The sequence below is a fragment of the Microlunatus sagamiharensis genome (assembly GCF_900105785.1).
Taxonomy (GTDB): Bacteria; Actinomycetota; Actinomycetes; order Propionibacteriales; family Propionibacteriaceae; genus Microlunatus; species Microlunatus sagamiharensis.
Window position 1 is genome coordinate 2,520,419 of the sequence record NZ_LT629799.1, and the last position, 11,387, is coordinate 2,531,805.

Here is an 11,387-nt window from a genome sequence, read left to right on the forward strand (position 1 = left end):
TCTCGCGCCCCGGGTGGGCACGCTCTCGTGAGACCACACGGATGTACGCCCTGGCGGACAGGCGCTGGCCCCACAATGGCTGCGTGCCGGGCCCGACGAGCGACGCACCGCCCGAGCCGGCGGTCGACCTCACGCCGCTCACCGGGCTGTCGGCGGCCGAGGCCGAGGACCGTCTGCGCCGCGGCGAGGGCAACGAGGCGGTGAGCGCCTCGGAGCGCACCTACGGGCGGATCCTGCGCACCAACGTCTTCAACCTCTACAACACCATCCTCTTCGCGATCGGCCTCGCGCTCCTCGCGCTCGGGCGCTACAACGACGCCGTCATCAGCGTCGGCATCGGCCTGCTGAACGCGGTCATCAGCGCGGGCCAGGAGATCCGCGCGAAGCGGCAGCTCGACCGTCTGCAGGAGAGCGACCGGGGCACGGTCGTCGTCGTTCGTGGCGGTGACGACGTCGAGCTCGATCCCACCGACGTCGTGCGGGGCGACCTCGTACGCGTCCGCCCCGGCGACCCCGTCGTGGTGGACGGGCCGGTCCGCGACGGGCGGGTGTCGGTGGACGAGTCGCAGGTGACCGACGAGCCCGGCGCCCAGCGCCGCGACGTCGGCGACGAGCTGCTCTCGGGCGGCCGGGTCGTCGACGGCGAGGGCCTGCAGCAGGCCCGCGACGTCGGCGCCGGCAGCCACGCCGGACGCCTCACGGCCGAGGCCCGCGGCTCACGGACCGCCGGCACCCCGCTGCAGCACCAGATCGCCTTCTGCGTCCGGCTCGTCATGGTCGTCGTCGTGCTGATGAGCGGCGCGATCCTGCTGCAGGCCGCGCTCGACGACCTCCGCGTCACCCGGGTCGTGCAGACCGCGGCGGTGCTGTCGGGACTGGTGCCGTACGGGCTGTTCTTCCTGATCGTGCTCGCCTACACCGGCGGCGCGGTCGTCGCCTCGCGCCGCGGGGCGCTCGTGCAGCAGGTGAACGCCGTCGAGTCGCTGAGCAACGTCGACGTCCTCTGCACCGACACGGCCGGGGCGCTGACGACCGGCCGGCTCGACGTGACCGAGGTCGTGCCGCTCGCCGGTCGCGGCCGCGACGACCTCGACGCCGCGCTGCACGCGCTGACCCGCGCCGTCGGCACCTCGACGCCCACCGGCGCAGCCCTACGGAGGGAGCTGGAGAGCCACGCCGGGACCGGGGAGCCCGTCCGGGAGGAGGTGCCCTTCACCGCCGCGCTGCGCTGGGGCGGCGTCCGGACCGACCGGGCGAGCTGGGTCGTCGGTGAGGTCGACGCGCTCGCCCCGGCCCTGACCGGGACGGGCCTCGAGCAGCAGGTCGAGGGGCGCTCGGCGCAGGGTCTCCGCCTCCTCGTGGTCGCCGAGGCGGCCGAGCCCGACGCCGAGCTGCACGGCTCCGGCGGCCGGGCGACCCTGCCGGCGCTCCAACCCCTCGGCCTGGTCTGCCTGGCCGAGGAGCTGCGCCCCGACGCCCGCGACACGGTCGCCCGCCTCGTGGCCGAGGACATCCGGGTCGTGCTCCTCTCAGGCGACGACCCCGTCGCCGTCGCCGGGACCGCCCGGCGTGTCGGTCTCGACCCCGGCACCCCCGTCGACGGGCGCACGCTCGACGGCCTCGACGACGACGAGCTGGACGTCACCGTCGCGCAGGCCGACGTCGTCGGCCGCATCAGTCCGGCGCAGAAGGTCCGGGTCGTCAGCTCGCTGCGCCGGCAGGGCCACTACGTCGCCGTGGTCGGCGACGGCGTGAACGACGCCCCCGCGCTCCAGGCCGCCCAGGTCGGCGTGGCGATGCGCAGCGGGAGCACGGTCGCGCGCGACGTCGCCGACATCGTGCTGCTCGAGGACTCCCTCGGCGCCCTGCTGCCCGCCCGCCGCGAGGGCCGGCGCATCATCGGCGGGATCGCGGTCTCCACCCAGGTCTTCCTGACCCGCGTCGCCACCCAGGCCCTCGTGATCGTCATCGTCACGATGCTCGGGCTCGGCTTCCCCTACTCCCCCGCCCAGACCGGGCTGACGCTCTTCACCGTCGGGCTGCCGACCCTCTTCCTGACCGCGTGGGCCCGGCCGGGCGGGACGCACCGCAGGCTGCTGCTGGAGCTCGTACGGTTCGTCACGCCGGCGGCGGTGCTGACTGCGGCGTTCGCGGTCGGCACGTACACCTACCTGTACACGACCATCACCGACGGCTTCGCCGACCCGCGGCTCCGCGACCGGCTGGTGACCGAGTTCTCGCGCTACACCGACCTGAACGCCGCCGATCCAGGGTTCGTCTCCGCGGCGGCCACCGTCGGGGCGCAGACCGGGCTGTCGACGTTCGTCTCGATCGCCTCGATCCTGCTGATCCTCTTCCTCGAGCCGCCGACGCGGCTCTTCGCGTCCTGGACGCGACCGAGCCCGGACAGGCGGCCGGCCGTGCTCGTGGTCGTCCTGCTCGTCGGGCTGCTCGCCGCGCTGGTGGTGCCGACGCCGCGCAGCTACTTCGGGCTCACCCGCCCCGCCCCCGTCGTGTACGAGATCGCGGTCCCGCTGCTGCTGCTGTGGTTCGTGGTCCTGTCCGCGGTGTACCGGTTCCGGGTGCTCGACCGGCTGCTCGGCCTCGGCGACCTGACCCCGCTCGAGCCGGAGGAGACCGCCGAGACCGACGTCCAGGACACTCGCCGACCTCGCCGGACGACGGCCGGCGCCTGAGCGGTCGCCCGGCGGCGCACCGCCCCCGGGTCAGCGTTTGAGCATCTCGCGACGGAAGGTCGTGAGGGCGCCCACGTGCAGCCCGGGCGTGCTGACCGCGGCGACGCGGCGTCGATAGCGGTCGTCGTCGAGCTGGTCGAGCAGCACGGCCGCCAGGTCGTCGCGCGAGCAGTAGGGGCCCTCGACGACGTCCTCGGCGATGGCGTACCCCGTGCCCGGCTCGTCGGTGAGCCCCGGTGGGCGCACGATCGTCCAGTCCACTGGGCTGTCGGACACGACGGCCTCCATGCGCTCCATGTCGTCGTACACGGTCCGCCCGAAGGTCCTCCTCGCGAGCCGGTGGAAGGCCCGCCCGGGCACCGAGAGGTCGTCGCGCTGCGCCAGCGGGGTGACGCCCGACGACGTGACGGCCAGGAGCCGGCGGCAGCCGCTCTCGCGCATGGCCCCGACCACCGCTGACGCCGCTCGGGAGTAGACCGTGACCGGTCGGCGCGTGTACGCGGAGCCGATGACCGAGATCACGGCGTCGCAGTCCTCGAGGGCGTCGCGCGCGACGCCGGGATCGGTGGCGTCGCCGCCCGCGACGCGGAGCCGGGCGTGCTGGAGCGGGAACGCCCCGGGCTGACGCGTGGAGGCCGTGACCGCGTGCCCGCGCTCGAGGGCGAGGCGCACCACCCGCCTCCCGGTCGGGCCGTTCGCGCCCAGCACGAGCAGACGGTGGGGCCGGGGATCCGATCTCGCGGGCCCTTCGCGCCGGTCGTCTCGGGCGGCCGGGGTGAGGCCCGTCGTCACAGCCGGACCGTGCCGTTGTCGATCGGGTCGCGCTCCGGCTCCTTGGTCACCGCGGCCCTGAGCGTCCCGAGCGCGATGCCGACGGTGCTGCTCGGCCCGTCCCAGTACTCGGCCGTGTCGGCGTGGACCTTGATCAGGGTCAGGCCGGGTGTGTCGAGCCCGTCGGGGAACCAGGCCTTGAGCACCGGGGTCCAGAGGTCCTCGGCCCGGGTCCGGTCGTGGACGACCTCGGCGCGACCGGTGATCGAGGTCCACGCGTTGCGCCTGGTGTCGGCAAAGGCCACGTTGACCTCCGGCGCGGCGCTGATCTGCGCGACCTTCGCGGAGTCGTCGGAGGCGAAGAACCACAGGTCGCCGTCGAACTCGGCCTCCTGCACGGCCATCGGGCGACTCACCTGCCGGCCGTCCTCGGTGGACGTCGTCAGCATCGCGACCTGCGCGTCCTCGACGATCTCCACGATCCGCTCGCGCCCGGCTTCGCCCTGCTCGTCGCGATCCTGCTCGATGCTGGTCATGAGGCGACCTCCGTGTGAGTAGCAGTTTTCTGCTAGTTATCCGGACACTACCCCTGGTGGACAAGGAGATGCTGGGAGCATGACCGACCGCACGCGAGCGACACCGGCGACAGCGGCACCCGCGACCGGAGTCGCGCCGGCCGTGGACGCGGAACGTCCCGTGCAAGACCTCACCGCGGCCGAACTCGACCAGATCCTCACCTGGAGCGTCGTCCGGGTCTCCCGTTTCCTCGGGCAGCGCTTCGCCGAGCGGCTGGCCGAGTCGGGGCTGAACCCGGTCCACTTCGGCGTCCTGGCCTGCCTCGCCATCGAGCCCTCGATGACGCAGGCCGACCTCGCCCGGTCCGTGCTCGTACGCCCGCAGAGCATCGCCTCCCTGCTCGACACGTTGGAGTCGAAGGGACTCCTCCGACGCGCAGGAGGCCGGGCGCGCGGACGCCGCAACCCCGTGCAGCTCACCGACGAGGGCCGCCAGGCCCTGCACGCGGTCTGGGACGTGGCCCTGTCCACCAACGACCTCGCCGACGCCGGCCTCGACGCCGACGAGAGCGCCGAGCTCAACCGGCTCCTCCTCAAGATCATCAGCAGCACCCGCGGGACGCCGCTCGACGGCTTCTACGAGTAGGCGACGGGCTCCAGCGCCTCGACGGACGCGACCTCGTCAGACCCCGGGAGCCCGTCGCACCCGTGGCTCACGAACCGTCCCGGTCCGGCGCGAGCCGGGCCGTCGGGCCCGCCTCGAGCACCGCCTCCCGGTGCTGCTCCGCGTGGAGCCGCTCGTCCTCGCGGACGAGGCGCCAGACGCCGACGGCCATCATCGTCACGCCCGCCACCTCGGCCAGCAGGCGACCCGGTGTGGTGAAGAGCCGGTCGCCGAAGACGATCGCGCCGAAGGTCACGGCGACGAGCACGTCCATCATGTTGAGGACCGGCACGCTGACCGAGAGCCGCGTCGCCTGGTACGCCCGCTGGCTGAGCGTGAACGCCGTGAGTCCGGCGGGCACGACGAGCCACACGGGCCAGTGGCCGAGGACAGCCCCGAGCCCGGGCTCCGGGAACGAGGTCGAGAGCTTGATCAGGCCTGCGGTCAGGCCGTACAGGATCCCGGCGGCCACGCCGAGCAGGAAGCCGCGCCGGGCCCGGACCTCGGTCGAGCGCGAGAGCAGGAACGCCGAGGTCGCGAGCAGCGCGGCCACCACGACGAACAGGGCCGCCTCCCGCGGACCGGGCGGGTGGTGCGGCACGGGCACCGAGGCCGAGGTCACGAAGAGGGTCAGGCCGGCGCAAGTCACGACGGCCCAGGCGATCTCGGCCAGGTCCGGACGGGAGCGGTCCAGGCCGGCGCGGACGAAGACGGCGAAGACGGTGGTCGTCACCACGATCGGCTGGACGACCCTCAGCGGCCCCTCGTGGAGGGCGGCCACGTGCAGCGCGAAGGCGACGCCGCTCAGCGCGATGCCGAGCAGCCAGCTGCGGCGGCGCAGCAGCCGGGCGAGCAGGCGGCCCGACGCCACCTCGGCGTGGGTCACCCCGCTCGCCGCCCGGTGCTGCAGCGCGGTGGCAGTACCGAAGACGGCGGCGGCACCGAGAGCGAGCACGACCGCGAGCATCGCGGTCGACTCTATGACTCCCGGGTTGCGGGCGTGCCGGGTCGGGAGGACGGGCGCGCGATCGACGCCTGCACCCCGAGGTAGTGAGCCAGGGCGAGCTCGACCTCAGCGAGCTCGTCCCGGTTCAGGAAGTCGACGGGGTCACCGTGGACGTACGCGACATCGATCGAGCGGACCTGGTCGACCAGGAACCGCATCGTGCGTCCCGCCACCTCGAGCTCGGGTCGGTGGATCGACGGGCCGGCAGACGTGGAGGTCGAGGTCGGCACCACGGTCACGACGGACGACGGGGAGTCCGACGGCGAGACAAGAAGTCCCAGACGCCGGCCTCCCTGCTCGTGCCCGCGCGGGCGGCCGAGGTCGACCGCGTAGACCGCTCCCCGGATCACCAGGCGTCGGGCTCGGAGCTGAGGTCCTCGCCGATGAGCGCTTCGGCGTCCGAGCGGAACTGCTCCAGCCACCGGTCGTGGTCGAGCAACCTCAGCGCGCGCCGGAGCGTGTCCGTCGTGCTCTCCCCAGGTCTGGCTGCCTCCCGCAGGATGCGCTCGTCCTCTGCTGTCGGGCGGAAGCCGATCGTCGTGCCCGCCATGTCCCGACCGTACAACAGATGTTCAACGCAGGTCGGCGCGCAGGACGGCGTACAGGACGCCGTCGCGGTAGCAGCCGTCACGCCACTGCGCACCGCGGGTCACGCCCTCACGGGTGAAGCCGGCGCGCTCGAGCGCGCGCTGCTCGGCGACGTTGTCGACGTCGGTGTGGGCCTCGACGCGGTTGGCCGTGGTGTGGGTGAAGAACAGCTCAGCCACCCGGCGTTGCGCGGCAGCGCCGACGCCGCGACCACGGTGCTCCGGGCGGACCCAGATGCCGATCATCGGGCAGCGGGAGCCGGCGTTGGGGCCCCAGCCGCGCCAGTGCCAGCTGACCTCGCCGGCCAGCTCGCCCTGCTCGTCGACGACGGCGTACGCACCGGCGTCGTCGAGCCGCGACGGCGCCGGGTACGGGCTCGGCGCCAGCGGGCCGAAGTCGTCGAAAGGGGTGTCAGCCCCGACCAGCAGGGCCAGGTCGGCCGGCCGCTGCGGTCGCAGGGTCACCACGGCCGGGTCGGCAAGGTGGAGGGATCAGACGTTGAAGCCGAGGGCGCGCAGCTGCTCGCGTCCGTCGTCGGTGATCTTCTCCATGCCCCACGGCGGCATCCAGACCCAGTTGATCGCGAACCGGTTGACGAGGCCCTCGAGGGCGGTGTCGGTCTGGTCCTCGATGACGTCGGTCAGCGGGCAGGCCGCCGAGGTGAGCGTCATGTCGATGGTCAGCGAACCGTCGTCGTCGAGGTTGAGCCCGTAGATCAGGCCCAGGTCGACGACGTTGATCCCGAGCTCGGGGTCGACGACGTCCTTGAGCGCCTCCTCGATGTCGGCCACGGTGGCCCGCGCCGCGGGGCCGTAGTCACCGTTGGAGGCGCTGGCGCTCGACACGTCGGGCAGGTCGTCCTGCACCAGCTCGGAAGGCCGCATGGCGGCGCTCTGCTGGGTCTCGCTCGTCTCTGCGGTCATGCTCAGACCTCTTTCTTCTGATCGGCGCTGACCCGGACGGCCGCGTCCTTGAACGCGGACCAGCCGAGCAGCGCGCACTTGACGCGTGCGGGGAACTTCGCGACGCCGGCGAAGGCGATGCCGTCCTCGAGGCGCTCCTCGTCGGGCTCGACCTGGCCCCGGCCCTGCATGAGGGTCAGGAACTCCTGGTGCAGCGACAGCCCCTCGTCGACGCTCTTGCCGATCACCAGGTCGGTCATCACCGACGTCGACGCCTGCGAGATGGAGCAGCCGACGCCCTCGTACGACACGTCGGCGACGGCCCCGTCCTCGACGTGCAGGCGGAGCGTCACCTCGTCGCCGCAGCTGGGGTTGACGTGGTGCACCTCGGCCTCGTACGCGTCGCGCAGACCGCTGTGGTGCTTGGCCCGGTAGTGGTCCAGGATGATCTCCTGGTACAGGTCCTCGACGTTCATGATCACTCTCTCCTGGTCAGCGACCGCGCGGAGGACGGCTGAAGAAGCCGACCACGTAGGTCAACGCGTCGACCAGCGCATCGATTTCCGACGTCTTCGTGTAGAGGTAGCTCGACGCGCGCGTCGAGGACTGCACCCCGAAGCGCTCGTGCAGCGGTCGCGCGCAGTGGTGCCCGCCGCGCACGGCTATGCCGCGGGAGTCGAGCAGCTGGCTGACGTCGTGCGGGTGGATCTGCTCGCCGTCGTGGTTGACCAGGGTGAAGGAGATCGCCCCGCCCCGGTCGACCGCGGTGGACGGGCCCAGGATCTTCAGGCCCGGCACGCTCGCCATGCCCTCGAGCGCGTACGCCGTGATCAGGTGCTCGTGCGCGGCGACCTGGTCCATGCCCAGCTCGCTGAGGTAGCGCGCCGCGGCGGCGAGGCCGACGGCCTGCGCGATCGGCGGCGTCCCGGCCTCGAAGCGGTGCGGCGGCGGCGCGAAGGTCGAGCCCGTCATCCGGACGGTCTCGATCATCTCGCCCCCGCCCAGGAAGGGCGGCAGCGAGGCGAGCAGGTCGTAGCGGCCCCAGAGCACGCCGATGCCGGTCGGACCGACCATCTTGTGGCCGGTGAAGGCCACCAGGTCGGCACCCAGCGCCTGCACGTCGACGGCCATCTGCGGCACGGCCTGCGACGCGTCGAGGACGACGGTCGCCCCGTGGGCGTGGGCCGCAGCGGCGACCTGCGTGACCGGGTTGACGGTGCCCAGGACGTTCGAGACGTAGGTGATCGAGACGATCTTGGTGCGCTCGTTGATCAGCCCGGACGCGAGCCCGCCCTCGACGTCGAGCCGGCCCTCCTCGGTCACGTCGAACCAGCGCAGCGTGGCGCCAGTCCGCTCGGCGAGCAGCTGCCACGGGACGATGTTGGAGTGGTGCTCCATCACCGAGACCACGATCTCGTCGCCGGGACGCAGCGAGGCGCCGAGCGAGTGCGCGCAGAGGTTGAGCGCCTCCGAGGCGTTTTTGGTGAAGATGATCTCCTCGCTGGAGGCGGCCCCGACGAAGTCGGCGATCACCGCCCGCGAAGACTCGAACGCCTCGGTCGCCTCGGCGCCGAGCAGGTGCATGGCCCGCGCGACGTTGGCGTTGTGGCTGAGGTAGTGGTCCTCGATCGCCTCGACGACGCAGCGCGGCTTCTGCGAGGTGTTCGCGCTGTCGAGGTAGACCAGCGGTCGGCCGTCCGGCGTCGTGCGCTCCAGGATCGGGAAGTCGGCCCGGATCGCCTCGACGTCGAACGGGATCGGCTCCTCGGCTTGGAGCGCCTGGGCGCCCTCCAGCTCCTCCGGCTCGACGACCGCCGGGTACTCCGCGTGCGTGGTCACGAGGACCTCCTCAGGAGACGGACGGTTCAGACGCCGGCGGTGGCCGCGTTGGCGGCGCGCACGTACTTGTCGTAGCCCTCGGCCTCGAGCCGCTCGGCCAGCTCCTGGCCGCCCTGCTCGGCGACCCGGCCGTTGACGAACACGTGCACGAAGTCGGGCTTGATGTAGCGCAGGATCCGCGTGTAGTGCGTGATCAGCAGCACGCCGCGGTCGCCCTGCGCGGAGAAGCGGTTGACGCCCTCGGAGACGATGCGCAGCGCGTCGATGTCGAGGCCCGAGTCGGTCTCGTCGAGGATCGCGAACTGCGGGTTGAGCAGCTCCAGCTGCACGACCTCGTGGCGCTTCTTCTCACCGCCGGAGAAGCCCTCGTTGACGCTGCGGTTGGCGAACTCGCGGTCCATCTGGACCCGGTCCATGGCGCCGTTGACGTCCTTGACCCACGTGCGCAGCTTGGGGGCCTCGCCGTCGATCGCGGTCTTGGCGGTGCGCAGGAAGTTCGCGACGCTGACGCCGGGCACCTCGACGGGGTACTGCATGGCGAGGAACAGCCCGGCGCGGGCGCGCTCGTCCACCGTCATGGCGAGCAGGTCCTCGCCGTCCATCGTCACGGTGCCCGAGGTGATCTGGTACTTCGGGTGGCCGGCGATGGAGTAGGCCAGCGTGGACTTGCCGGAGCCGTTCGGCCCCATGATCGCGTGCACCTCGCCGCTGGCGATGGTGAGGTCGACCCCCTTGAGGATCTCCTTGGGGCCGGACTCGGTGTTGACCGAGACGTGCAGGTCGCGGATCTCGAGCGTGGGCATGGTCATGTCTCCTAGAGCGTGCGGTGAGTCAGTTCGTGGGGGCGTCGGGACGGGCGTCGAGGTCGACGTAGACGTCGTCCCCCTCCACCTCGACCCGGTACACGGCCACCGGCTCGGTGGCCGGCAGCCCGAGCGGCTGCCCGGTGGTGAGGTCGAAGCGCGAGCCGTGCAGGTAGCACTCGATCTCGCCGTCGCCGACGTCGCCCTCCGAGAGCGGGATGGCGGCGTGGCTGCACTCGTCGGCGATCGCGTAGATGCGGTCACCGCTGCGGACGACCGCCACGTCGTCGCGGCCGACCTCGACGCTCAGCGCCGACTCGGCGGCCAGCTCGCGCAGCGCGCAGGCGCGGACGAGCGCCATCAGACGGCGCTCGAGGTCGGCAGGCCGACGTTCACCCGGAGCTCGGCCTCGACGGCCTCGAGCAGGCGCTCCTCGACCCCGGCGACGCCGATGCGGCGGATGATGTCGGCGAAGAAGCCGTGAACCACCAGGCGACGGGCCTCGGCCTCGTCGATGCCGCGGCTGCGCAGGTAGAAGAGCTGCTCGTCGTCGAAGCGGCCGGTGGTCGACGCGTGCCCGGCACCGGCGATGTCGCCGGTCTCGATCTCGAGGTTGGGCACGGAGTCGGCGCGGCAGCCGTCGGTCAGGACCAGGTTCTTGTTGGACTCGTAGGTCTCGATGCCCTCGGCGACCTTGCGGATCAGCACGTCGCCGATCCAGACCGAGTGCGCGCCCTCGCCCTGCAGGGCGCCGCGGTAGTCGACGTTGCTGCGCGTCTTGGGCGCGTTGTGGTCGACGAAGAGCCGGTGCTCGATGTGCTGGTCGGCGTCGACGAAGTAGAGGCCGAGCTGCTCGACCGCACCGCCGGGGCCGGAGAACTCGGCCGTCTCGACCAGGCGGACGAGGTCGCCGCCGAGCGAGGCGGAGATCGTCCGGACCTCGGCGTCGCGCCCGACGACGATCGAGGTCTGGCCGCCGTGCACCGCGTCGTCCTCCCACAGCTGCAGGCCCGCGAACTCGACCTGCGCGCCGTCGCCGACGAGCAGCGTGGTGTTGCCGGCGTAGACCGCGCTCCCCCGGTGCTCGAGCACGACGATCGCCTTCGCGAAGGCGCCGACCCGGACGACGAGGTTGCCGTAGGCGCGCTCCGCACCCGTGCCGGTCACCGTGATGACGACGGGCGCGTCCAGCTGCGCCTCCGCGGCCACGTCCACGAACGTCACGTGGCCGGCGTGGGCCGCCGCGAGCGCGGCGACCCGGTCGACGGGAGCCGGCCCGCCGAGCGCGCGCGCCTCCTCGGCACCGATCCGGCTGACGGTCACGCCCTGCGGCGCGTCCACGGCCACCTCGACCTCGCCCTGGGCGTCGCCGCCCTGGAGCAGCCCCCGCAGGCGCTTGAGCGGGGTGAAGCGCCAGACCTCCTCGCGCCCGGTGGGCAACGGGTGGTCGGCGAGGTCGTACGAGGCGACCGGGTGGAGGTGGGACGCGACCGTCTCCACCGCCGCCGAGACGGCGGCGACGGAGTCGTTCGGGGCCTCAGCCGGCACGACCTCGATGGGCGCGTCGATCTGGACGGACAAGAGTTGCTTCCTTACGCGTTGA

14 protein-coding genes are annotated in these 11,387 nt (G+C 72.5%); 2 read left to right on the forward strand and 12 right to left on the reverse strand.

Translation table 11 applies throughout. From position 1 onward, the window contains the following. Positions 1-83 precede the first annotated feature (83 nt). Entirely contained in the window at positions 84-2,696 is a 2,613-nt protein-coding gene (locus tag BLU42_RS11485) for an HAD-IC family P-type ATPase (RefSeq protein WP_197680418.1), read from the forward strand. A gap of 30 nt (positions 2,697-2,726) precedes the next feature. Here BLU42_RS11485 and BLU42_RS11490 read toward each other — a convergent pair whose 3' ends face one another. Next, complete coding sequence (locus BLU42_RS11490; RefSeq protein ID WP_157719947.1) at positions 2,727-3,404, reverse strand: NAD(P)-dependent oxidoreductase; 678 nt, start codon at positions 3,402-3,404, stop codon at positions 2,727-2,729. Between the two features lie 80 nt (positions 3,405-3,484). Beyond that, on the reverse strand, positions 3,485-4,003 hold the full coding sequence (locus tag BLU42_RS11495) for a pyridoxamine 5'-phosphate oxidase family protein (protein ID WP_091074552.1): 519 nt from the start codon (positions 4,001-4,003) through the stop codon (positions 3,485-3,487). 160 nt (positions 4,004-4,163) lie between these two features. Between BLU42_RS11495 and BLU42_RS11500 the strand changes: the two genes are divergently transcribed. After that, complete coding sequence (locus BLU42_RS11500) at positions 4,164-4,628, forward strand: MarR family winged helix-turn-helix transcriptional regulator (RefSeq protein WP_172825786.1); 465 nt, start codon at positions 4,164-4,166, stop codon at positions 4,626-4,628. 67 nt (positions 4,629-4,695) lie between these two features. On the opposite strand, the gene BLU42_RS11505 is transcribed toward BLU42_RS11500, so the two are convergent. The 10 genes from BLU42_RS11505 to sufD form a co-directional block, all read right to left on the reverse strand. Continuing rightward, positions 4,696-5,613 carry a DMT family transporter gene (locus BLU42_RS11505; RefSeq protein WP_091074554.1) on the reverse strand — a complete coding sequence of 306 codons (918 nt, stop codon included), beginning with the start codon at positions 5,611-5,613 and terminating at the stop codon, positions 4,696-4,698. Positions 5,614-5,624: 11 nt separating this feature from the next. Beyond that, positions 5,625-6,074, reverse strand: a complete 450-nt coding sequence (locus BLU42_RS11510) for a type II toxin-antitoxin system PemK/MazF family toxin (RefSeq protein WP_331715233.1) — start codon at positions 6,072-6,074, stop codon at positions 5,625-5,627. Continuing rightward, on the reverse strand, positions 5,999-6,202 hold the full coding sequence (locus BLU42_RS11515; protein ID WP_091074556.1) for a hypothetical protein: 204 nt from the start codon (positions 6,200-6,202) through the stop codon (positions 5,999-6,001). Before BLU42_RS11515 ends, BLU42_RS11510 begins: the two co-directional genes overlap by 76 nt. Before the next feature lie 22 nt (positions 6,203-6,224). Beyond that, a complete protein-coding gene (locus BLU42_RS11520) occupies positions 6,225-6,704 on the reverse strand; it encodes a GNAT family N-acetyltransferase (protein ID WP_157719948.1) in 480 nt (159 codons plus the stop codon). 27 nt (positions 6,705-6,731) lie between these two features. Beyond that, positions 6,732-7,124 carry a metal-sulfur cluster assembly factor gene (locus BLU42_RS11525; RefSeq protein ID WP_091080216.1) on the reverse strand — a complete coding sequence of 131 codons (393 nt, stop codon included), beginning with the start codon at positions 7,122-7,124 and terminating at the stop codon, positions 6,732-6,734. A 41-nt stretch (positions 7,125-7,165) separates the two neighbouring features. Beyond that, the gene (gene sufU, locus BLU42_RS11530; RefSeq protein WP_091080220.1) at positions 7,166-7,618 is read right to left on the reverse strand and encodes a Fe-S cluster assembly sulfur transfer protein SufU; all 453 of its coding nucleotides are present in this window, start codon (positions 7,616-7,618) and stop codon (positions 7,166-7,168) included. Between the two features lie 16 nt (positions 7,619-7,634). After that, on the reverse strand, positions 7,635-8,900 hold the full coding sequence (locus BLU42_RS11535; RefSeq protein WP_091080224.1) for a SufS family cysteine desulfurase: 1,266 nt from the start codon (positions 8,898-8,900) through the stop codon (positions 7,635-7,637). A 107-nt stretch (positions 8,901-9,007) separates the two neighbouring features. Next, positions 9,008-9,784 (reverse strand): Fe-S cluster assembly ATPase SufC, encoded by a 777-nt coding sequence (gene sufC, locus BLU42_RS11540; protein ID WP_091080227.1) that lies wholly within the window; start codon positions 9,782-9,784, stop codon positions 9,008-9,010. Positions 9,785-9,812: 28 nt separating this feature from the next. Beyond that, on the reverse strand, positions 9,813-10,145 hold the full coding sequence (locus BLU42_RS11545; protein WP_091074558.1) for a non-heme iron oxygenase ferredoxin subunit: 333 nt from the start codon (positions 10,143-10,145) through the stop codon (positions 9,813-9,815). After that, on the reverse strand, positions 10,145-11,365 hold the full coding sequence (gene sufD / locus BLU42_RS11550; protein ID WP_331715235.1) for a Fe-S cluster assembly protein SufD: 1,221 nt from the start codon (positions 11,363-11,365) through the stop codon (positions 10,145-10,147). The genes BLU42_RS11545 and sufD overlap by 1 nt, the downstream gene beginning before the upstream one ends. Positions 11,366-11,387: the final 22 nt, after the last annotated feature.

Coding starts and splice junctions, on each gene's coding strand:
- BLU42_RS11495 (WP_091074552.1), bottom strand. CDS start 4,003: ATGACCAGCATCGAGCAGGATCGCGACGAGCAGGGCGAAGCCGGGCGC.
- BLU42_RS11505 (WP_091074554.1), bottom strand. CDS start 5,613: ATGCTCGCGGTCGTGCTCGCTCTCGGTGCCGCCGCCGTCTTCGGTACT.
- BLU42_RS11515 (WP_091074556.1), bottom strand. CDS start 6,202: ATGGCGGGCACGACGATCGGCTTCCGCCCGACAGCAGAGGACGAGCGC.
- BLU42_RS11525 (WP_091080216.1), bottom strand. CDS start 7,124: ATGCGGCCTTCCGAGCTGGTGCAGGACGACCTGCCCGACGTGTCGAGC.
- sufU (WP_091080220.1), bottom strand. CDS start 7,618: ATGAACGTCGAGGACCTGTACCAGGAGATCATCCTGGACCACTACCGG.
- sufC (WP_091080227.1), bottom strand. CDS start 9,784: ATGCCCACGCTCGAGATCCGCGACCTGCACGTCTCGGTCAACACCGAG.
- BLU42_RS11545 (WP_091074558.1), bottom strand. CDS start 10,145: ATGGCGCTCGTCCGCGCCTGCGCGCTGCGCGAGCTGGCCGCCGAGTCG.